We start from the raw sequence: 20,164 nt of genomic DNA, 5'->3' as shown, positions 1-20,164 counted from the left end.
CGACGGCACACCGGAGCGCACGACGGGGCCGTGGCGGGGGCACAATGAACCCATGACGTCTTTCGGTGACCTTCTCGGACCGCAGCCCACTCTCCTTCCCGGAGACGAGGAGGCCGAGTCCGATCTGCTGAACAACAAGGCTCCCGCCGAGGTGGCTGCCGAGCATCCGACCGCGTCGATTGCGTGGGCCTACCTGGCAGAAGGTGCGCTCGATTCGGGCGAAACCATCGCCGCCTACGCGTACGCCCGCACCGGATATCACCGCGGTCTCGACCAGTTGCGCCGCAACGGATGGAAGGGATTCGGCCCGGTTCCGTACAGCCACGAGCCGAACCGTGGGTTCCTGCGTTGCGTAGCAGTGCTGGCGAAGGCGGCGAAGGCGATCGGCGAGGGCGACGAGTACGCCCGGTGCCTCGATCTGCTCGAGGACAGCGATCCTCGGGCCGCTGAAGCGCTTGGACTCGGCTAAGCGGTTCCCCCTCCCTCGGGTCCCGCAGGTTTCCACGAGGGCGAGGGCCGGGAAGTCGCTGCGCCGACTACGGGTGTCTGCGCTGCCGATTCTGCAGTGTGCGGCCGGAGCCGGACTGGCCTGGTGGGTGGCCACCACGATCGTCGGGCACACGGCACCCTTCTTCGCCCCGATCGCTGCGGTCGTTTCGCTCGGTTTGTCGCTGGGCGCGCGGATGCGGCGATCTGTCGAACTCGTGGCAGGTGTCGTCATCGGCGTCGGAATCGGCGACCTGTTGATCGCGGTGATCGGCCGGGGTGTCTGGCAGATTTCGCTGGTGGTGCTGCTGGCCATGTCGGCGGCGGTCCTGTTGAACAGCGGCCCGATCTTCTCGATGCAGGCGGGCAACTCGGCGGTGCTCGTCGCAACCCTGCTTCCGCCCGGCGGTCAGGGGGGACTGGACCGCATGGTGGACGCGCTCGTGGGCGGTCTCGTCGGCGTCCTCATCGTGGCGCTCATGCCGACCCATCCCATCGGGCGTGCTCGAAGATACGCGGGCCAGGTGTTGGGTACGGCGGCAGAAACATTGCAACTGGTGGCCGACGGGCTCATGGAGAACGACGAGAAGCCGATCGTCGCGGCGTTGCGGAAGGCGCGCGCCACCCAGGACGACATCGACACCATGCGTACTCACCTACTCGGCGGAAAAGAGATCATCCGGATCTCGCCGCTGTACTGGAGCACACGTCGCAGGTTGGAGCAGTTGGAGGCAACCGCCGACCCGATCGACAACGCCATGCGCAACATTCGAGTACTGGCCCGCCGTTCGCTGACCCTGGTCAGGGATGACGAGATCCTGGATCCGAGGCTGGTGGACCAGGTGGAGAAGCTTTCGCATGCAGTCGAAATACTGCGACAGATGGTGATGGCCGATCCCGGCAAGCAACCGGACCAGGCGGAGGCGGCGCGCGTGCTGCGCTCGGTGGCCTCCGGTATGAAGCCTTCGATGGTGGAAAACTCCGGACTGTCGGCGACCGTCGTGTTCGCGCAGATCAGGTCGCTCATCGTTGACCTCATGCAGGTGGCAGGGGTCAGTCGAATCTCGTCGATCGCCACGCTGCCGCCGACGGTGGAACACCCGGCGTATCCGCCCACCGCCTGAGCGCTGCCCTCGCGGCCCGTGACTGGGAGCGTGTTGAAACACATGCGCAATCATGCATATGATCGTCTTCACGTTCGGGAGGGAGTGGAGACCACATGAGTTCGGGACACGGGCATTCGCACGGCATTCCGCAGTCCGATGCGGGTGGTGTCGGGCCGTCGAAGTCGCGCATCAAGCGCATGGTGATCGCCCTCGTCATTCTCGTGATCTTCCTGATCGTCGAGGCGAGCGTCGGACTGCTCGTCAACTCGCTCGCTCTGCTTGCCGACGCCGGTCACATGCTCACCGACGTCGTCGGCATGTCGATGGGGCTCGTCGCGCTGATCCTGGCGCGGAAGGGGAGTGCCACCGCGGCCCGAACGTTCGGGTGGCATCGAGCAGAGGTCCTCACCGCGATGGCGAACGCCGTCCTCCTTCTCGCGGTGGCGGCCTGGGTGTTCTACGAAGCGATCGAGCGCATCGGTGACGCGCCGAGCATCCCGGGCTTCGCGCTCATCGTCACCGCCGGTCTCGGTCTGATCGCGAACATCGTGGTCATGGTGATGCTGAAGGCCGATTCCAAGGACAGTCTCGCGGTGCGCGGCGCCTACCTCGAGGTTCTCGCGGACGCGGTGGGCAGCGTCGGTGTCCTCATCGCCGGCGCGCTGGTCCTGGCCTTCGGATGGAGCTACGCCGACATCGTGGTCGCGGTCCTCATCTCGCTCTGGGTGATTCCCCGCGCGTTGAAGCTAGCTGCGGCGTCGCTGCGGATCCTCACCCAGGCGTCTCCCGAGGACGTCGACGTGAATGCGGTCGAGGCGGATCTCGCCGCACTGCCGGGTGTCACCGGCGTGCACGACCTGCACGTCTGGACCTTGACCACCGGGATGGACGTCGTCACCGTGCACCTGACCGCCGATGTCGACGGCGAGTCGGTGCTCCACGCTGCGCGCACGCTCCTCGAGTCGCACGGACTCTCGCACGCCACGGTCCAGATCGAGTCGAATGCGGCCGGTCGTCACTGCGAGAAGGACGTCACTTGGTGAAGCGCTCGACGCCTCGACTGGGTCGCCAATAGTCGATGTACATGTGGTCGCCGTCGTACGACGTCAAGGTGACTTCCTCGATGTCGAGTTCGAACACGTCGGCCTCGTCGATTTCGTCGGGATAGTGGTCGACGATCCGGTCCTTCTCGGCGCCGAGGATCTCGTGCGCCTTCCCGCTGATCTTCGCGTCGCCGCCCTCCATGGAGTGGTGTCCGGGATTGCTGTGGAGCGAGAAGCGCGGATCACGCCGCAGGTCCTGGACCTTGCGGGCATTCACCATCGAACCGAGGAGCAGCGCGTCCTCGTGGATTTCGACCTCTGTTCCGCTGACCCGAGGTGATCCGTCCTTGCGGAGGGTGGCGATCACGTGATGCTTGTGCGCATCCAATCGTGCCTGTACGGCACGGGCGAGGTCGGGGGCGTCGCGTTCGAACTGCGTCCAGTTGGTCATGTCGACAGTGTGCGCGCAAATCACTGACATCTACTGTCAGTGATTCTGGCTAGACTTTCGAATCGTGAGGTCGAGTCGGCTCGTGGAGATCATGCTGCGCCTGGAAGGGACGCGGGGATCGACTGCCCAGGAATTGGCAGACGCTCTCGAAGTGTCGGTGCGGACCGTGTACCGAGACGTCGCCGCGCTCTCGGCGGCCGGGGTCCCCCTGTGGACTGAGAGCGGCCCCGGCGGCGGCATCCGATTGCTCGACGGGTGGCAGTCGAAACTGAGCGGGATGACCGGCGACGAGACCTCTGCATTGATGTTGCTGGGTGTGCCGGGCATTGCAGACGACCTCGGACTCGGCGACGTCACGACGGCCGCACAGTCGAAGCTGCTCGAGGCGCTGCCGCTTCCGCTGCGCGCGGGTGCCCAAGCGTGGCGAGACCGGCTGTACGTGGACGCGCCGGGCTGGTTCGGTACGCCGAGCGACACCGGCCGACTCGAGGAGGTGGCGCGAGCTGTCCTGGAAGGGCGGCGTCTGCAGATCACCTATGGCCGGGGCGGTACCCGGACCCTCGACCCGCTGGGGCTCGTTGCCAAAGCGGGTGTCTGGTACCTGGTGGCCGGTAACCGGGATCGCATCCTGTCCTATCGAGTGTCCCGAATCGAGGCCACGACCGTGCTGGACGCCGTGGCCACTCGGCCGGACAACTTCGATCTCCCACGGTGGTGGGCAGACTCGGTTGCCGAGTTCGATCGATCCCTGCTGCGCTTTCCGTGTCGGTTGCGCGTGTCCGAGACCGGCCTTCGTAGGTTGCCCGAGGCGGTCGGAAGGGAGGCCGCTCGTGTCGAACCCGGTCGTCCCGACGACACCGGATGGTTCACCCTCGACCTCCGATTGGAAACCGAGGAGGTCGCACTGCACCAGCTGACTGCTCTCGGGGCCGACGTGGAGATCGTCGAACCGCCGTCGTTGCGAGAAGCGTTGCGCGCTGTGGGGGAGGCCGTCGCTCGGCGCAACAGGTGAGTCGAAACGGATTGCCGTGGTGAGGCGCTCTCTATAACATCACCGCATGGCAACCCCGTATCCCCGCGTGTACTTCGGTGACCGTTTCGTAGATGCCGGCGAGGCAACTCTGGGTGTCGCCACCTCGGCTCTGTTGTACGGGCTGAGCGTGTACACCGTGTTCCCGGTGCACATCGACGGCACGGGCCGCACGGCCTTCCGGCTTCGTGATCACTTCCAGCGGCTCCTCGAATCGTGCAAGATCATCGGCATCGACCAGTTCGCGCCGGAGTGGGACTACGAGAAGTTCGTGTCGGTCGCGACGCAGCTGATCGCCGAGAACGATCCGGACACCGACGTGTTCGTGCGCGCCACCGTGCATGTGGACGCGTCCATCCCGGGCACTCGGGTGCGCGGGTGCAGTGTGAAGGTCAGCATGTTCGTCTACGACGCCGTGCCGATCGTCCCGCAGGACGGCATGCGGTTGAAGACGAGTGTCTGGCGTCGTATCCCGGACAACGCGATTCCCTCGCGAGCGAAAGTGAACGGCGCGTACGTGAACTCGGTGCTCGCCAAGCAGGACGCCATCGACAGCGGCTACGACGACTGCATCTTCCTCGACGTCAACGGACACGTCTGCGAGCTGAGCGCAGCCAACATCTTCCTCGTTCGTGGCGACACTCTGATCACCCCGGACGTCTCGTTCGACATCCTCGACGGCATCAACCGCCGCACGCTGCTGACCCTCGCGGAGGAGGACGGAATACGCGTCGTAGAGCGTCCCGTCGACCTCACCGAGCTGTACATCGCCGACGAGGTGTTCGTGACCGGTACCTCTGCGGGCGTCGCTCCGGTGACCGAAGTCGACGGACGCCTCGTTGCCGGGGGTGCGCACGGCCCGATCAGTGCTGCGCTGCGCAAGCGGCACACCGCAGCACTGCGGACCGATGACGTACACGGTTGGGTCACTCAGCTCGCCTGAGACCTGCTCGGAGTCAGAGTCTTTCGAGGATCGTGGCGTTGGCGAGGCCGCCGGCTTCGCACATGGTCTGCAGTCCGAACCGTGCGCCGCGCTGCTCCATGGCGTTGACCAGGGTGGTCATCAATCGGGCTCCGCTTGCCCCGAGTGGGTGACCGATGGCGGTGGCTCCGCCGTGCACGTTGACTCGGCCCAGGTCCGCTCCGGTCTCGGCGGCCCACGCCAGCACCACCGAGGCGAATGCCTCGTTCAACTCGAAGAGGTCGATGTCCGAGAGGCCGAGTCCTGCCCGCTCGAGTACCTTTCGGGTCGCCGGGATCACGCCGGTCAGCATGTACAGCGGGTCGTCGCCGACCACCGCGAACGAGTGCAGGCGGGCAAGTGGCTTCAAGCCGAGACGTCCGGCGATCTCGCTGGTGGTGATCAGTAGCGCGGCGCTGCCGTCCGACAGCGGGCTGCTGTTGCCTGCTGTGACCGACCAGTCGATCTGCGGGAAGCGCTCCGTGTACTCGTCGTTTCGGAAGGCGGGCCGTAGGCCGGCGAGTGCCTCCGTGGTGGTTCCCGGCCGGATCGCCTCGTCCATCTCGAGCTCGGGTAGCACCGCAAGTTCCTTTGCGAAAGAACCGGATTGGTGTGCCGTCGCAGCCTTGCGGTGACTGTCGTAGGCGAACTCGTCGAGTTGGGTGCGCGAGAGACCCCACTTCGCCGCGATGAGCTCCGCGCTGATCCCCTGGGGGACGAGGCCTTCGGGGTAACGCTGTTCGAAGCGGGCCCCGAGGGTCTCCCGTCCGATGACGTTGGTAGCCATCGGTACTCGGCTCATGGACTCGACGCCGGCAGCGACCGCGATGTCGTAGGCGCCCGAGATGACACCTTGCGCGGCGAAGTGGACGGCCTGCTGGCTGCTGCCGCACTGTCGATCGACGGTGGTGGCGGGAACGGATTCGGGAAATCCCGCGGCGAGAAGCGCGGTACGAGTGATGTTCTGGGACTGATCGCCGACCTGCGTGACGGTGCCTCCGATCACGTCGTCGACAAGTGCAGGGTCGATGCCGCTGCGCTCGACGAGTGCGGAAAGCGAGTGGGCGAGCAGGTCCACGGGATGAACTTCGTGCAGCGCGCCGGACGGCTTGCCTTTTCCGACGGGGGTGCGGACTGCTTCGACGATGACTGCGTCTCTCATGACTGGATCCCTTTCTGAACCCGCGAGCTGCTGACTATGCATCTCTATAGTCAGCAACGATACGACCTGACTATGCAACTGGCAAGTCAGGTATGATCGACGGTATGGAAGCTGCACGTCTCGAGGGATTTCTCGCGGATCGCGACGCCTGGCAGGCCACGCACTGCTCGATCGCCAAAGCGATGGAGGTCGTCGGAACCAGGTCGGCGATCTTGATACTGCGCGAGGCCTTCTACGGAACGACCCGCTTCGACGACTTCGCAAAACGGGTGGGTATCACCGAGGCCGTTGCGTCGGCACGGTTGCGGGAGCTGACGGCCGAAGGGTTGTTCGAACGCTCGCCGTACCAGGAACCCGGGCAGCGGACGCGCTACGAATACATCCTGACCGAGAAGGGACGGGACCTCTTGCCCGCGGTGCTCGGCCTGATGCAGTGGGGTGACAAGCATCTGCAGGGCCGCCGGGGCGCCTGGATGTCGATGCAGGACGACGAGACGGGCGAAGCGGTGCGCGTCGAACTGCGTAGTGAGTCGGGCCGAGAGGTCCCGCTCGCCGAGCTGCGTCTGAGTCCCAACTTCTCCGAGGAAGAGGCGCGGGCCGCGAAGCGTCGCTGACTCAGAGCCAGAAACGCATCAGCTGTCCGCCGAACTGGGCGAACGCTGCGGGCACCCCGGACAGCTCGAAGAGCCAATAGATGGCGTCGAAGAACACGATGTTGATTTCGGGGACGAACAACAGCGCCACGAGAATCAGCAGCCCGTACGGCTTGAACTGTGCGATCTGCCTCTGGGTGTCGGGAGCCAGAAACGGCTCCAGCGCGCCGTAGCCGTCCAGCCCCGGTACGGGCAGCAGGTTCAGGACCGTGGCCATCACCTGCAAGAACGCCAGGAAGCTGAGGCCCGTCCAGAACGCGACGTGCTCGCTGCCGAAAGCGAACATTCGGATCACCACCAGCAATACGACCGCAGATACCGCGTTAACCGCGGGGCCGGCGAGGGAGATGCGTGCCTGGACCTTCGGGGAGAAGAGTCCGGTGCGCAGGTAGACCGCGCCGCCCGGCAATCCGATACCACCGAGCGCGATGAACAGCACCGGCAGCCCGATCGACAGCAGCGGGTGGCTGTACTTCAGCGGATTCAGTGTCAGGTAGCCGCGTATTTCGACGTCGGTGTCACCGTGCCGGTACGCCGTGTACGCGTGCGCGAACTCGTGAAGGCACAACGTCACCACCCAGCCGGCCACCACGAGAAGAATGACGCCGACGTGACCGAGCACGGATTCCGGGTCCGCCCGCCAGGCGAGGACGCCGCCGATGATTGCCGCCGCGACCACAGCGAGAAAGACTGGGCTGGGCCGAACGGACCGTCGGCCCCTGGCGCGCGAGATCGGGATCGTCACCGGACGAGTTGCCATTCCTGATCGTGGCGATAGAACGTCGAACGCTTCAGTGGTCGCGGATTACGGACGCCGTCCCGCACGAGGATTGCTCCGGGTGATCCCAACTGGACGGCGCGGCCCTCCAACCACTTGCGCGGCAGCCACCGCCACCTGGGCTCCAGGGCTGCGCGTACGCCGGGCTGCCGGTGGCTGGGCACGATCGTCACCCTGCTCGTGGTCCCCGAGAACAGCAGCGTGTCGTCGGCGTAGGCCTCGCCGACCAGCCTCTCCTCGTCGGGCCCTTCCAGGGTTGCGGCACCGACGAGCGCGATTCCGGCATCGTCACGAACGAGAGGAAATGCCCTTGCCTTGCCTTTCAATGCTGCGTTCGCCGCTTTCGCGCCCGTCGCCAACCGGTAGGCATCGGTGGCGGGGGTGCTGTTCTCGGAGACGTACGCCAACTCGATATGCAGGCGATCCGTGCGCATCAGCCTGGTGAGCGTCGCGGCGAATGCCGCATCGTCGCCCACCACGATCAAGCGCGCATCGGACACGACCTGCAGCTTCGCAAGGGCCTCGTCGAAGTCGTCTTTGTCGGGAAGTGCGGGCACGCGTGCGGCAGGGATCGAACCCAGAGGCAGTGGCAAAGGCGCGTCGCCACAGATCAGCACAATGGGGGTCAATACCACTCCTAGCCCGGTCGTCCCGCCACGATAAGTTCGCGACTTCCCTCGTCGTTCCATCCTAGTGGTCGGCGCGCAGTGGTCGCGGAGGCCGTGGGTGCCGGACGCCTCGAGCGGACTGTCGGGTTTGTTCCGCCTCGCCCTCGGCTAGACTGTTCCCCCGGCCACTGCCTAATGCGGCAGGACCACGCAGCCGGACACGGCTGTACGTCAACCGTAGGAGACAACGTCATGCCGGCAATCGTCCTGATCGGCGCCCAGTGGGGCGACGAAGGCAAGGGCAAAGCTACCGATCTACTGGGCGGACGCCTGCAGTGGGTTGTGCGCTACCAGGGCGGCAACAACGCCGGGCATACCGTGGTTCTTCCGAACGGCGACAAGTTCGCGCTCCATCTCATCCCCTCGGGAATCCTGACCCCCGGCGTCACCAACGTCATCGGCAACGGTGTCGTCGTGGATCCGGGTGTGTTGCTCGAAGAGCTGGAAGGCCTCGAGAAGCGTGACGTCGATACGAGCGGGCTTCTGCTCTCGGCCGATGCGCACCTGATCATGCCGTACCACGTGGCCATCGACAAGGTCACCGAACGCTTCCTCGGCGCCAAGAAGATCGGCACCACCGGACGCGGAATCGGCCCGTGCTACCAGGACAAGATCGCGCGCGTCGGCGTGCGGGTGGCGGACGTCCTGGACGAGAAGATCCTCACCCAGAAGGTCGAGGCGGCGCTCGAAGTCAAGAACCAGATGCTGGCCAAGATCTACAACCGGAAGGCCCTCGACCCCCAGCAGGTCGTGGACGAGGTTCTCGAGCAGGCACAGGGATTCAAGCACCGAATCTCCGACACGCGGCTGGAGCTCAACAAGGCCCTCGAGCGTGGCGAGACGGTTCTGCTCGAAGGTTCGCAGGGCACCCTGCTGGACGTCGACCACGGCACGTACCCGTACGTGACGTCGTCCAACCCGACTTCCGGTGGCGCAGCAGTGGGTTCGGGTATCGGACCCACCCGCATCACCACCGTGCTCGGAATCCTGAAGGCGTACACCACCCGCGTCGGGGCGGGCCCGTTCCCGTCCGAGCTGTTCGACGACGCCGGCGAGTATCTCGCGAAGCAGGGCGGCGAGGTCGGTGTCACCACCGGTCGTGGCCGTCGTACCGGATGGTTCGACGCCGTGATCGCCCGTTACGCAACACGTGTCAACGGAATCACCGACTACTTCCTCACCAAGCTCGACGTGCTCAGCAGCCTCGACACCATCCCGATCTGCGTCGCCTACGACGTGAACGGTGTGCGTCACGACGAAATGCCCATGTCTCAGACGGACATTCATCACGCCAAGCCCATCTACGAAGAGATGCCCGGCTGGTGGGAAGACATCTCGCACGCGCGGACTTTCGAGGAACTGCCGCAGAATGCGCAGAATTACGTCCTCCGGCTCGAAGAGCTGTCGGGTGCGTACATCTCGTGCATCGGTGTCGGCCCGGGCCGCGACGAGACGATCGTGCGCCGCGACGTCATCCGCTGACTTTCCCTGACCAATGTCACACCGGTTCAGCTCACGCGAACCGGTGTGACATTCGTCGGGGCAGATTCAGGGGTAAGGCGTCAGAACAGGACCGGGTCGTCGAAGCCCGGAGCATGTTCGAGGGCGAGTAGCTCTCGCTTGGTCACTGTTCCGCCGCCGGCCGAGAATCCGCCGATCCCGCCACCGCTCGACAGGATGCGGTGACACGGCACCACGAGGGGCAGTGGATTTCGTCCGAGCGCCTGGCCCACGGCCTGGGCAGAACCTGGTTTGCCCAACCTCGTGGCAACCTCGCCGTACTCCAGTGTCGAACCCGGGCCGACGGTGCGAGTGATCTCGTATACGGCACAGTCGAATTCGGTGAGCCCCTCGAAGTCGAGGTCTATCCATCGCAGGTCGTCGAGCGTTCCAGAGAGGTGATCACGCATGCCGTCCACCGCCGGCTGAATCGGTGCCGGGACGTCGTGTTCCACCGCGGTCGGAAAGCACGCCTCGATCCGTGCTCGCGTCGATTCCGGTGAGCCTTCGGGGAGTTGCACGCCCACGAGACCGGCCGCGCGCCACGCGACGCCACACGTCCCGAGTGGTGTGTCGAACAGTGCGAATCCGGTAGTCACCTCGTCAGTATGCGCGGCATACCTCGGGTTCACCGGGTGTTGGCTTCGATTGACGATCGTCGAGCAACCCGTCCACGAGGAGTTTCCCGACGCATCTGTCTCGCCGTGCCCTGTTGCGTTCCACCGCGCTCGGGCTCATGACCATTCCCGTCGCCACCGCATGCTCGGGCGAATCCGGCCCGGCCCTGGTGCGGGATCGGCCACGCCTCACGCACGGTGTCGCGGCCGGTGACGTCCGCGCCGACGGCGCACTGATCTGGGCGCGGTCGGACCGTCCGGCGAAACTCGTCGTCGAGACGTCTGCGACGGAGTCGTTCGCGAACACCACCCGGTTCGAAGGTGGCATCCTCACTCCGGACACCGACGGTACCGGCAAGCTTCGCCTTTCCGGTCTGCCGTCTGGCGAGCAGGTTCACTATCGGGTGACCCTCGAAGGGGACGACGGCGCTGCCTCGGACGCCGTGTCCGGAATGTTCCGGACCGCGCCGAGCGTGCCGGGGGATATTCGACTCCAATGGTCAGGGGACACCGCGGGACAGGGGTACGGAATCAACCCCGACATAGGCGGGATGACGATCTTCGGGACGATGGCCGATCGTGACCCGCATCTGTTTCTGCACTCGGGCGACGTCGTGTACGCGGACGGGCCACTCGAAGAGAGCATCACCCTTCCCGACGGTCGAGTCTGGAAGAACACGGTCTCCGACGCGAAACGTGCTGTGGCGCAGACACTCGACGAGTACCGGGGTCAGTACGCCTACAACCTGACGGACGAGAACTACCGACGGTTCAACTCGTCCGTGGCGCAGATGGTGCAGTGGGACGACCACGAGACGGTCAACAACTGGTATCCGGGTGAGATTCTGGACCTCGAGCAGTACCGAGAGAAGAACGTCGACGTGCTTGCAGCCCGCGCCTTTCAGGCGTTTCACGAGTGGCAGCCCATCGACCCCGCCGAGTCCGTCGACGGCCGCGTATATCGGAAGATCCCGTACGGTCCGCTGCTCGACGTCTTCGTGCTCGACATGCGCACCTACAAGGATGTGAACGGCGCGAATGTGGGTGCACCCGGGCAGATACTCGGTGAAGCGCAGACGAACTGGCTGATCGACGAACTGGGCAAGTCGAGGGCGACGTGGAAGATCATCGCGAACGACTTGCCGATCGGCGTGGTGGTACCTGACGGTGACACGGCGTTCGAGGGTGTGGCCAACGGCGATCCGGGGATGCCGTCCGGTCGTGAGTCGGAGATCGCTCGCGTCCTGTCCGCAGTGAAGGCACAGGCCGTGACGGGCACCGTGTGGCTGACGGCGGACGTCCACTACACCGCCGCGCACCGGTACACCCCGGACCGTGCTGCGTACAAGGATTTCGACGAGTTCTGGGAGTTCGTCTCCGGACCACTCAACGCAGGCGGGTTCGGGCCCAACGATCTCGACGGCACGTTCGGGCCCGAGGCCGTGTTCGTGCACGCGCCGCCGGAATCGAACTCGTCACCGCTCGACGCCTACCAGCATTTCGGTGAGGTCTTCATCGATGGCGAGACCTCCGAACTGCGCGTGGATCTGCTCGATGCGTCGGGTCAGGTGCTGTTCAGTCAGGTTCTTGCCCCGCCGGCGCGGTAGGCGAAGCAGTCCAGTTGCGCATTTCTGGACCCCCATCCCCGACCAATGTCACACCGGTTCAGCTGGGTTGAACGTGTGTGACATTGGTCAGGGGCGGGGGTGGGAGATCGGGGTGATCGTCTGGGAAAATACCAGCTAATGGGGCTGCGGGGCGGAACTGTTCCAGTCGGAAGACTCCGTGCCCGTCGTCCTTCGGCGCGAACCGCGCGAACAGGAATGCGAATCCGACGAGGACCAGTATTGCGACAAGGCTGCTCATATGACCAGCATCGCGACAATTGGACTTGGAACAAATAGCCAAGTGGTCGATACTGGACTGCATGTTGAATCGTGTCCTGGGTGCCAGAAGTCTCTCCCGCGATCTGGGTAACTGGCAGGACGAGCCCGGCCGGCGTTCCACCGCCCGCCCCGCGTACCGCGCGCTCGCCGACGGTATTCGCCTGCTCGTCCACGACGGACGCATTCCGCTGGGAGTGGCGCTGCCGAGCGAGCGTGAACTCGCGGCCGTGCTCGAGTTGAGCCGCACCACGATCACCTCGTCCTATGCGCTCCTGCGCGACGAGGGGTATCTGACGAGTCGGCAGGGCTCGCGTAGTACCGTCGTGTTGCCCGAGGATGCCAAGACGAACGGGATGATGTTCCGTCCCCACCAGCCCGGCACGGGGCACGGGATCGTCGACCTGAGCTATGCGGCGATGGCAGCCCCGTCCGAAGCAGTAACTAGGTCGTACGAATCTGCGCTGCAAGGACTTCCGAAGTTCCTCCCGACTCACGGGATGGAGCCGATGGGGGTGGAATCACTTCGCGCGGTGGTCGCGGAACGCTATACGGCGCGGGGTGTGGCGACATCACCAGACCAGATCATGATCACCTCGGGCGCACAGCACGCATTACGCCTTCTGCTCAATGTGATGACCGCACCGGGTGAGCGGGTGCTTGTCGATCACCCTACGTATCCCAATGCGCTGGAGGCGATTCGGCGGGTGGGCGCCAGGCCGGTTCCGATGCCGATCCGCCCCGAAGGCGGCGCTACGGCGTGGGACCTCGAGGGCATCCGCAACGCGGCACGACAGACGGCGGCGCGAATGGCCTATCTGATCCCGGACTTTCACAATCCGACCGGGCTGTGCTTGGGCGAATCGGGGCGCGCCGAGTTGACCCACATCGCCAGGGACACGCGAATGCCGTTGGTGGTGGACGAAACCATGGTCGATCTGTGGTTGGACGAGCCGTCGCCGAGTCCGGTGGCCGCCTACAGTCGTGGGGGTGCGAGGGCGGATGTGATCACCATCGGCTCGACCGCGAAATCGTTCTGGGGCGGTCTGAGAGTGGGTTGGATCCGGGCGGATTCGGCGCTGATCACCCGTCTCGTGGGTGCCCGGGCTGCTACCGACCTCGGCACCCCGGTGATGGATCAGTTGGCGGCGGCGCACCTGCTCGCCCACGACGTCGACGTGCTGGGCGAGCGCCGCGAACAGCTGCGACGACAGCGGGCTGCCTTGCTCGCTGCGCTCGCCGATCGCCTGCCCGACTGGGAGCCGACGATCGGCACCGGCGGCATGTCACTGTGGATGCGCATGCCCGCGCCGGTGTCGTCGGCCCTCGCAGCCTCGGCGCCGAACCACGGGGTGGTTCTCGCGGCGGGTCCGCGGTTCGGTGTCGAGGGTGCGTTCGAGCGCTTCCTCCGCATTCCGTACGCACGGTCGTCGGAGGAACTGGTTCGCGGCGTGGACGCCATCGCCGCCGCGTACGGCGTCCTTGCCTTCGATCGCACGCGAGCGGAGCCCAGCTTGGTGGTCTGATTAGGTCCAGACGGTGTCGATGTCCGTGGCCGCCCGCGCGGGAACGGACGGCAGACCGGGCTGGGTACGCGAGAATCGCGGCGCCGGAGCGTGCTGAGTGACCCCGTCGAGTTCGACGAGCGATCCGCGGGCGGCGATGTGTTCGTTCGTCGGAGCCTCCGCGAACGTCAGGACGGGCGATACGCACGCGTCGGTGCCGAGGAACACGGCCGCCCATTCGTCGCGGGTTCCGGAGAGGAACTTCTCGGTGAAGATCTCCTTCATCTTCGGCCACGACGACACGTCCATCTGCTGCGGCAGATCGGCGGGATCGAGATCGAGCCCCTTCAGCAGCAGCGCGTAGAACTGCGGTTCGATGGAGCCGACTGCCATGTACTTGCCGTCGGACGTCTCGTAGGTGTCGTAGAAGGGCGCGCCCGTGTCGAGCAGGTTGACGCCGCGCTCGTCGGACCAGACGCCGCGGCCGCGGAACGACCACATCATGTGTGACAGCGCGAGGGCGCCGTCGACCATCGCGGCGTCCACCACCTGACCCTTGCCGGACGTCTGACGTTCGACGAGCGCCGACAGGATGCCGAAGATGAGGAACATGGAGCCGCCACCGAAGTCGCCGACCATGTTGAGGGGCGGCACGGGACGCTCGCCCTTGCGGCCGACGGCGTGCAGCACCCCGGTGAGGGAGATGTAGTTGATGTCGTGGCCGGCCACGTTGGCGAGCGGCCCCTCTTGGCCCCAGCCGGTCATGCGTCCGTAGACGAGGCGCGGGTTGCGGTCGAGGCACACGTCGGGGCCGATTCCCATCCGCTCCGTCACCCCGGGCCGAAATCCCTCGATCAGCACGTCTGCGCGTTCGACGAGCGCGAGCACCTTCTCGATGTCCGCCGGGTCCTTCAGATTCGCCTCGACGACACGGCGGCCACGCTTGATCTGGTCGTGTGCGTTCTCGTCCTGGGGAATGAGCCCGGGACGTTGCACGCAGACGATGTCGGCGCCCATGTCGGCGAGGAGCGTAGCGGCGTGGGGTGCGGGGCCGAGGCCGGCGAATTCGACGATGCGAATGCCCGCGAGTGGGCCTGTCTTCTCTGTGGTTTCAGCGGACATGCGTTTCTCGACCTCTCGTGGTGACGACCTGTGGAATGGACGTTAACTTGTCCGGCGGCCCTCGTGTGCCTCGGGTCACTCTGTGTGAACGGGGCGCGGTGTGTCGCTTGCTACCGAATGTGACTTGGAGCACAGTTGATGAATGACCTTTCCTGGCCGGTTAGTGAGCTTCGTGGCAAGTACCGACCTGGACGTGTCCGCCATGTTCTACGTGGACACGCTCGGATTGACCTTGCTCGCGCGTGACGAATTCGCCCTGACCGTGGAGGCCGGAGGTGGTCCGTTGCGCGTCACCCTCGTTCAGTCGAAGGCAGACACCGGGTACACGGTGCTCGGGTGGGAGGTGCCCGACCTCGATGCCACCGTCGACGATCTGCGCGTGCAGGGAATCGACTTCACCGTCTATCGCGGGCTGGACCAGGACGAGCACGCGGCCTGGACCGCACCGGACGGGATGCGCGTCGCCTGGTTCCGTGACCCCCACGGCAATGTCCTGTCGCTGTTCGAGCACGACGGCTGAACAACTCGCAGGACCCGCCGAATACAATTTCCACCATGCAGCAACAGGTACCCACGCGTTTCGGCACACCTCTCGCACCCGGCGCGGTCCGCGTCATGCTTCTCGGGTCGGGGGAACTCGGCAAGGAAGTCGTCATCGCCATGCAGCGGCTGGGTGTGGAAGTGATCGCCGTGGACCGGTACGAGAACGCTCCCGGACACCAGGTTGCGCACCGCGCGCACACGATCGACATGTCGGACCGTGCGGCCGTTCTCCGTCTCATCGAGACTGAAAAGCCGGACTTCGTCGTTCCCGAGATCGAGGCCATCGCCACCGACGCGCTCGCAGAAGCCGAGGAGCGTGGCCTGGCAGTGGTCATCCCGACCGCTCGCGCCACACAGCTGACTCTCAATCGTGAGGGAATCCGCCGGCTCGCGGCCGAGGAACTCGGCCTGCCCACCTCGCCGTACGAGTTCGCCGACTCGCTCGAGGGTGTCCGCGCTGCGGTGGAGCGGATCGGCGCCCCGTGCATCGTCAAGCCCGTCATGTCCTCGTCGGGCAAGGGGCAGTCGACGATCCGAAGCCTCGAAGACGTCGAGAAGGCGTGGGAATACGCGCTCGCCGGTGGGCGAATCAATCACGGACGCGTGATCGTGGAAGGCTTCGTCGACTTCGACTACGAGATCACTCAACTCACGGTCCGGGCGATCGGCGCAGACGGCGAGACGGGCACCTTCTTCTGTGAGCCGATCGGCCACCTGCAGGACTCGGGGGACTACGTCGAGTCCTGGCAGCCGCAACCGATGAGCGACGCTGCGCTGCAACGAGCTCGGGAGGTGTCGGAGAAGGTGACGACAGCTCTCGGTGGTCGTGGCGTCTTCGGTGTCGAGCTGTTCGTCAAGGGTGACGACGTGTACTTCTCCGAGGTCAGCCCGCGTCCCCACGACACCGGCCTGGTGACGCTGCGCTCTCAGCGGCTGTCGGAGTTCGAGCTGCACGCACGTGCGATCCTCGGGCTCCCGGTCGACACCACGGCGATCGCTCCTGGCGCGTCCGCCGTGATCTACGGCGGGACGGACGCGACCGGAATCGGATTCGAGGGAGTCGCGGACGCACTGTCCGTCCCCGAAACGGACCTGCGCCTGTTCGGGAAGCCGGAGAGCTTCGTCCGGCGGCGCATGGGCGTCGCGGTGTCGACGGCCGCGGATGTCGAGACTGCGCGGGCGCGAGCCCGTGAGGCTGCGTCGAAGGTGCGGCCCGTTCGGTGAGCGCGGCGGGCGAGCTTCTCGTCGGTCTGGTCATTACGGTGGGCCTGGTCGGAATCGTCGTTCCGATCCTGCCCGGCACGATCCTGATCTTCGCTGCCGTACTCGTCTGGGCGATCATGACGGCGAGTTCGGCCGCATGGGTCGTATTCGGTGTCGTCACAGCACTTCTCGTGGTGTCAGGCGTCGTGAAGTACACGTGGCCGGGACGACGAATGCGTACGGCCGGAGTCCCGAACGGCTCGCTGATCGTGGGTGGGATCGCGGGAATCATCGGATTCTTCGTGATCCCGGTCGTCGGACTGTTTCTCGGATTCGTGGCCGGAACCTATGTGGCGGAGCTCTATCGGCTACGCGGACACACGAGAGCCTGGGCATCGACCTGGCATGCGTGCAAGGCGGTGGGCCTGTCGATACTGGTCGAACTGTTCGGCGCGCTCTTGGCCTCGGCAGTGTGGTTGGGCGCCGTGCTGTTCGCGTAGTGGCTCACCTGGCCTGATCGATGTACGACTCCAACTGATCTCGCTCGTGCCGGAGTTCGTCCATTCGACTCTTGACCACGTCGCCGATACTGACGATTCCGACGAGCGAGCGATCGACCATCACGGGCAGATGCCGAATGCGGTGCTCGGTCATCGTCTCGGCCAGGCTGTCCACGCTGTCGCTCGGCAGGCAGGTGAACACCTCGGTGGTCATGATGTCGCACACCCGCTCCTGCAGGACTGCGGCGCCACGCTTCTGGATTCTGCGCACCACGTCGCGTTCGGACACCATTCCGATCACCGCATCGTGCTCGACGACGATGAGCGCGCCGATATTGCGTCTTGTCAGTTCTTCGAGCAGATCCTCGACAGAGGTATCCGGGCTCACTGTCGTGACCGACGCACCCTTGTTCCGTAGTACCTCAGCGATGCGCATTCGGATACCTCGATCCACCTGCAGGCCCGTTTTCCCCGATCACATGATCATAGGTGGGCCGGTGGGCTCCTGCAGCTACTTCTCGGTAGCTACTTCTTCACGGCAGGCGCGCGGCGGTACCAACTGCGCGCATTGGTCGACAGAACGGCATCGAGGTCGTCCCCGACCGCCTCGGAAATGATGTCGAGGTCGGACGCTTCGAAGGGGCGGCGGGCGCGGGTGCCCGGTAGATCGCTCCCGAACATCAAGGCCTCGGGATTGACTGCATGGATCCGCCGGAGGGTATCGGGGATGTCGTCCATGTCCACTCGGCCGAACCCGGTGGCCTTCACGCGCGCGCCTCGGTCCACGAGATTCAGCAGGTACGGCAAGCCTTCCGCGGACATGCCGAGGTGGTCGATGCTGACGGCCGGCAGGCGTGCGAACACCGGCTCGAGCGACATGAGTAGCGACGCGTCGACGTAGAACTCGGCGTGCCATCCCACGAGTTGGTGCGCCCGTATCGCCTGTATCGCCAGCTGAGTCATGTCGATGGCGCTTCGGCGCAGATTGAAGCGAAGGGCACGTACGCCGGCGTCGTTCAGCGAGACGATGTCGTCGTCGGTGGCGTCGGGGGACAACTGGGTGACACCGACCCAGCCCTCGCCCAGCTCACCGAGGGCTGCCCGGAGATAACGCTGGTCGGTGCCCTGGAACGACGCAGACACGACGGCACCCCCGGTTATCCCGAGGCCCTTGGTCTGCTTCCGATAATCGGCGACGGTGAAGGGGCCGGGTAGGTAGCCGTGATTCTCGATCAGCCGGTATCGGGGATCGAGTACATGTACGTGTGCGTCGAACACCCGTTCATCCTGCATGATCCTGACCTCCCCTGTTAACAACCCTGACCAATGTCACACCGGTTCGCGTGAGCTGAACCGGTGTGACATTGGTCAGGAAGAGGGGGACTAGGCCTTGTCGGGCTCGGAAGCCTTCAGCATGTCGTGGCGCTCGACGACCTTGATGCGCTCGCGGCCCTCGGGCTCGCCGAGGCTGCGCTCGTGCGCATCGAGGCGGTACCAGCCCTGCCAGGTGGTGTACGGAACCTGCTTGTTCTCGAGGAACTCGATGATCGCGTCCTCGGCGGGGTTGGCCGGCTCGGCGAAGTTCGTGGAGTCCTCGATGAGGTTGGCGACCGTCTCGTTCGCGTCACCCTTGGTGTGGCCGATCAGGCCGACCGGGCCGCGCTTGATCCAGCCCGTGACGTAGGTGGCCTTCATGAATCGGTCTGCGCCCTCGGCAGTGTCGTCGGCGATGACGCGACCGGCCTCGTTGGGAACGGTGCCCGCCTGCTCGTCGAACGGCAGCTTCGCGATGTTCTGGGACAGGTAGCCGACGGCGCGGTAGACGGCCTGGACGTCCCAATCGTTGAACTTTCCGGTGCCCTTGACGTTGCCGGTGCCGTCGAGTTGCGTGCGCTCGGTGCGGAGGCCGACGACCTTGCCGTCTTCGCCGAGAACCTCGGTGGGCGACTCGAAGAAGTGCAGGAAGAGCTTGTGCGGGCGGCTTCCCACGTCGCGGATGGCCCAGTCCTGCAGGGTGTTGGCGACCATGTCGACCTGCTTGGAGTTGCGACGCGCGGCCTCGGAGCCCTCGTCGTAGTCGATGTCCTCGGGAGCGACGATGACCTCGATGGTGGGCGAGTGGTCGAGTTCGCGAAGCTCGAGAGGCGTGAACTTCGCCTGCGCCGGGCCACGACGACCGAACACGTGAACCTCGAGCGCTTTGTTGCCCTTGAGGCCCTCGTACACGTTCGCGGGGATCTCGGTGGGGAGCAGTTCGTCACCGGTCTTCGCGAGAACACGGGCGATGTCGAGTGCGACGTTGCCGACGCCCAGGACTGCGACCTTCTCGGCCTCGAGCGGCCAGGTGCGGGGGACGTCGGGGTGACCGTCGTACCAGGAGACGAAGTCGGCGGCGCCGAAGCTGCCGTCGAGTTCGATGCCCGGGATCTTGAGTGCGCGGTCGGCATTCGCGCCGGTGGAGAAGATCACCGCATCGTAGAAGCTGTGCAAATCTTCGAGCGTGATGTCGGATCCGTAGTCGATGTTGCCGAGGAGGCGAACGTTCGGCTTGTCGAGCACCTTGTGGAGGGCGGTCACGATGCCCTTGATTCGCGGGTGATCGGGTGCGACGCCGTAGCGGATCAAGCCGAATGGTGCGGGCATCCGTTCGAACAGATCGATACTGACGTCTGCGTCGGACTTCATGAGGGCGTCGGCGGCATAGATACCAGCGGGGCCGGCGCCGACAATTGCAACGCGCAATGCGCGGGCCTGCGCGGACGCAGCTTCCGAACGAGTCTGATCAGTCATCTGGAGCGAACTACCTTCTGATGGGCGACAAGTTTGTGCACAGTAAACAAAGCCCAGCCTAATAGGATTGAACGATTCTCCGGTAGGTGGGCGCCGATTGAGGGGTCACAAATTGCATTTGTGGGGCGCAGCGCAGGCGGGGTGCGCCCATCGATACAATCGG

21 protein-coding genes are annotated in these 20,164 nt (G+C 65.3%); 12 read left to right on the top strand and 9 right to left on the bottom strand.

Going from position 1 to position 20,164, the window contains the following annotated elements; translation table 11 throughout:
* Positions 1–52: 52 nt before the first annotated feature.
* From ACZI8R_RS09035 to ACZI8R_RS09025, 3 genes are all read left to right on the top strand, one after another.
* Positions 53–469 (top strand): DUF3151 domain-containing protein, encoded by a 417-nt coding sequence (locus ACZI8R_RS09035; protein WP_463379230.1) that lies wholly within the window; start codon positions 53–55, stop codon positions 467–469.
* 73 nt (positions 470–542) lie between these two features.
* Complete coding sequence (locus ACZI8R_RS09030) at positions 543–1,610, top strand: FUSC family protein (RefSeq protein WP_463379229.1); 1,068 nt, start codon at positions 543–545, stop codon at positions 1,608–1,610.
* 95 nt (positions 1,611–1,705) lie between these two features.
* Positions 1,706–2,635 carry a cation diffusion facilitator family transporter gene (locus ACZI8R_RS09025; RefSeq protein WP_463379228.1) on the top strand — a complete coding sequence of 310 codons (930 nt, stop codon included), beginning with the start codon at positions 1,706–1,708 and terminating at the stop codon, positions 2,633–2,635.
* Here the strand turns inward: ACZI8R_RS09025 and ACZI8R_RS09020 are convergent.
* Entirely contained in the window at positions 2,625–3,086 is a 462-nt protein-coding gene (locus tag ACZI8R_RS09020; protein WP_463379227.1) for a pyridoxamine 5'-phosphate oxidase family protein, read from the bottom strand. The genes ACZI8R_RS09025 and ACZI8R_RS09020 overlap by 11 nt on opposite strands.
* Before the next feature lie 64 nt (positions 3,087–3,150).
* On the opposite strand from ACZI8R_RS09020, the gene ACZI8R_RS09015 reads away from it, so the two are divergent.
* The gene (locus ACZI8R_RS09015; RefSeq protein WP_463379226.1) at positions 3,151–4,098 is read left to right on the top strand and encodes a helix-turn-helix transcriptional regulator; all 948 of its coding nucleotides are present in this window, start codon (positions 3,151–3,153) and stop codon (positions 4,096–4,098) included.
* A 46-nt stretch (positions 4,099–4,144) separates the two neighbouring features.
* A complete protein-coding gene (locus ACZI8R_RS09010; protein ID WP_463379225.1) occupies positions 4,145–5,059 on the top strand; it encodes an aminotransferase class IV in 915 nt (304 codons plus the stop codon).
* A 13-nt stretch (positions 5,060–5,072) separates the two neighbouring features.
* On the opposite strand, the gene ACZI8R_RS09005 is transcribed toward ACZI8R_RS09010, so the two are convergent.
* Entirely contained in the window at positions 5,073–6,239 is a 1,167-nt protein-coding gene (locus tag ACZI8R_RS09005) for a thiolase family protein (protein ID WP_463379224.1), read from the bottom strand.
* A 104-nt stretch (positions 6,240–6,343) separates the two neighbouring features.
* Here ACZI8R_RS09005 and ACZI8R_RS09000 point away from each other — a divergent pair, with 104 nt between their 5' ends.
* Positions 6,344–6,853 carry a winged helix-turn-helix transcriptional regulator gene (locus ACZI8R_RS09000; RefSeq protein ID WP_463379223.1) on the top strand — a complete coding sequence of 170 codons (510 nt, stop codon included), beginning with the start codon at positions 6,344–6,346 and terminating at the stop codon, positions 6,851–6,853.
* A gap of 1 nt (position 6,854) precedes the next feature.
* Here ACZI8R_RS09000 and ACZI8R_RS08995 read toward each other — a convergent pair whose 3' ends face one another.
* Together ACZI8R_RS08995 and ACZI8R_RS08990 are read right to left on the bottom strand one after the other, a co-directional pair.
* Positions 6,855–7,652 carry a site-2 protease family protein gene (locus ACZI8R_RS08995; protein ID WP_463379222.1) on the bottom strand — a complete coding sequence of 266 codons (798 nt, stop codon included), beginning with the start codon at positions 7,650–7,652 and terminating at the stop codon, positions 6,855–6,857.
* Complete coding sequence (locus tag ACZI8R_RS08990) at positions 7,634–8,287, bottom strand: hypothetical protein (RefSeq protein ID WP_463379301.1); 654 nt, start codon at positions 8,285–8,287, stop codon at positions 7,634–7,636. The genes ACZI8R_RS08995 and ACZI8R_RS08990 overlap by 19 nt, the downstream gene beginning before the upstream one ends.
* A 243-nt stretch (positions 8,288–8,530) precedes the next feature.
* Between ACZI8R_RS08990 and ACZI8R_RS08985 the strand changes: the two genes are divergently transcribed.
* Positions 8,531–9,820, top strand: coding sequence for an adenylosuccinate synthase (locus ACZI8R_RS08985; protein WP_463379221.1), 1,290 nt, complete (start codon positions 8,531–8,533; stop codon positions 9,818–9,820).
* 80 nt (positions 9,821–9,900) lie between these two features.
* On the opposite strand, the gene ACZI8R_RS08980 is transcribed toward ACZI8R_RS08985, so the two are convergent.
* The gene (locus ACZI8R_RS08980; RefSeq protein WP_463379220.1) at positions 9,901–10,437 is read right to left on the bottom strand and encodes a methylated-DNA--[protein]-cysteine S-methyltransferase; all 537 of its coding nucleotides are present in this window, start codon (positions 10,435–10,437) and stop codon (positions 9,901–9,903) included.
* Positions 10,438–10,574: 137 nt separating this feature from the next.
* Between ACZI8R_RS08980 and ACZI8R_RS08975 the strand changes: the two genes are divergently transcribed.
* Together ACZI8R_RS08975 and yczR are read left to right on the top strand one after the other, a co-directional pair.
* Positions 10,575–12,062 carry an alkaline phosphatase D family protein gene (locus ACZI8R_RS08975; protein WP_463379219.1) on the top strand — a complete coding sequence of 496 codons (1,488 nt, stop codon included), beginning with the start codon at positions 10,575–10,577 and terminating at the stop codon, positions 12,060–12,062.
* 320 nt (positions 12,063–12,382) lie between these two features.
* The gene (gene yczR, locus ACZI8R_RS08970; RefSeq protein ID WP_463379218.1) at positions 12,383–13,864 is read left to right on the top strand and encodes a MocR-like transcription factor YczR; all 1,482 of its coding nucleotides are present in this window, start codon (positions 12,383–12,385) and stop codon (positions 13,862–13,864) included.
* Here the strand turns inward: yczR and ACZI8R_RS08965 are convergent, their stop codons facing one another.
* A complete protein-coding gene (locus ACZI8R_RS08965; protein WP_463379217.1) occupies positions 13,865–14,965 on the bottom strand; it encodes a CaiB/BaiF CoA transferase family protein in 1,101 nt (366 codons plus the stop codon).
* 142 nt (positions 14,966–15,107) lie between these two features.
* Between ACZI8R_RS08965 and ACZI8R_RS08960 the strand changes: the two genes are divergently transcribed.
* The 3 genes from ACZI8R_RS08960 to ACZI8R_RS08950 are packed head-to-tail and all read left to right on the top strand — an operon-like array spanning position 15,108 to position 17,211.
* A complete protein-coding gene (locus tag ACZI8R_RS08960) occupies positions 15,108–15,485 on the top strand; it encodes a VOC family protein (protein ID WP_463379216.1) in 378 nt (125 codons plus the stop codon).
* A gap of 35 nt (positions 15,486–15,520) precedes the next feature.
* Positions 15,521–16,732, top strand: a complete 1,212-nt coding sequence (gene purT / locus ACZI8R_RS08955) for a formate-dependent phosphoribosylglycinamide formyltransferase (protein WP_463379215.1) — start codon at positions 15,521–15,523, stop codon at positions 16,730–16,732.
* On the top strand, positions 16,729–17,211 hold the full coding sequence (locus ACZI8R_RS08950; RefSeq protein ID WP_463379214.1) for a DUF456 domain-containing protein: 483 nt from the start codon (positions 16,729–16,731) through the stop codon (positions 17,209–17,211). Before purT ends, ACZI8R_RS08950 begins: the two co-directional genes overlap by 4 nt.
* A gap of 4 nt (positions 17,212–17,215) precedes the next feature.
* Here ACZI8R_RS08950 and ACZI8R_RS08945 read toward each other — a convergent pair whose 3' ends face one another.
* The 3 genes from ACZI8R_RS08945 to ACZI8R_RS08935 form a co-directional block, all read right to left on the bottom strand.
* Entirely contained in the window at positions 17,216–17,647 is a 432-nt protein-coding gene (locus tag ACZI8R_RS08945) for a CBS domain-containing protein (RefSeq protein ID WP_463379213.1), read from the bottom strand.
* An 89-nt stretch (positions 17,648–17,736) separates the two neighbouring features.
* The gene (locus tag ACZI8R_RS08940) at positions 17,737–18,489 is read right to left on the bottom strand and encodes an amidohydrolase family protein (RefSeq protein ID WP_463379300.1); all 753 of its coding nucleotides are present in this window, start codon (positions 18,487–18,489) and stop codon (positions 17,737–17,739) included.
* Between the two features lie 105 nt (positions 18,490–18,594).
* Entirely contained in the window at positions 18,595–20,001 is a 1,407-nt protein-coding gene (locus ACZI8R_RS08935; protein ID WP_463379212.1) for an FAD-dependent oxidoreductase, read from the bottom strand.
* Positions 20,002–20,164 lie beyond the last annotated feature (163 nt).

This window comes from Rhodococcus huquni (assembly GCF_055231055.1).
This window is presented reverse-complemented; position numbering and strand designations above follow the sequence as displayed.

Coding starts and splice junctions, on each gene's coding strand:
- ACZI8R_RS09035 (WP_463379230.1), top strand. CDS start 53: ATGACGTCTTTCGGTGACCTTCTCGGACCGCAGCCCACTCTCCTTCCC.
- ACZI8R_RS09025 (WP_463379228.1), top strand. CDS start 1,706: ATGAGTTCGGGACACGGGCATTCGCACGGCATTCCGCAGTCCGATGCG.
- ACZI8R_RS09020 (WP_463379227.1), bottom strand. CDS start 3,086: ATGACCAACTGGACGCAGTTCGAACGCGACGCCCCCGACCTCGCCCGT.
- ACZI8R_RS09010 (WP_463379225.1), top strand. CDS start 4,145: ATGGCAACCCCGTATCCCCGCGTGTACTTCGGTGACCGTTTCGTAGAT.
- ACZI8R_RS09005 (WP_463379224.1), bottom strand. CDS start 6,239: ATGAGAGACGCAGTCATCGTCGAAGCAGTCCGCACCCCCGTCGGAAAA.
- ACZI8R_RS09000 (WP_463379223.1), top strand. CDS start 6,344: ATGGAAGCTGCACGTCTCGAGGGATTTCTCGCGGATCGCGACGCCTGG.
- ACZI8R_RS08995 (WP_463379222.1), bottom strand. CDS start 7,652: ATGGCAACTCGTCCGGTGACGATCCCGATCTCGCGCGCCAGGGGCCGA.
- ACZI8R_RS08985 (WP_463379221.1), top strand. CDS start 8,531: ATGCCGGCAATCGTCCTGATCGGCGCCCAGTGGGGCGACGAAGGCAAG.
- ACZI8R_RS08975 (WP_463379219.1), top strand. CDS start 10,575: ATGACCATTCCCGTCGCCACCGCATGCTCGGGCGAATCCGGCCCGGCC.
- yczR (WP_463379218.1), top strand. CDS start 12,383: ATGTTGAATCGTGTCCTGGGTGCCAGAAGTCTCTCCCGCGATCTGGGT.
- ACZI8R_RS08965 (WP_463379217.1), bottom strand. CDS start 14,965: ATGTCCGCTGAAACCACAGAGAAGACAGGCCCACTCGCGGGCATTCGC.
- ACZI8R_RS08960 (WP_463379216.1), top strand. CDS start 15,108: ATGACCTTTCCTGGCCGGTTAGTGAGCTTCGTGGCAAGTACCGACCTG.
- purT (WP_463379215.1), top strand. CDS start 15,521: ATGCAGCAACAGGTACCCACGCGTTTCGGCACACCTCTCGCACCCGGC.
- ACZI8R_RS08945 (WP_463379213.1), bottom strand. CDS start 17,647: ATGCGCATCGCTGAGGTACTACGGAACAAGGGTGCGTCGGTCACGACA.
- ACZI8R_RS08935 (WP_463379212.1), bottom strand. CDS start 20,001: ATGACTGATCAGACTCGTTCGGAAGCTGCGTCCGCGCAGGCCCGCGCA.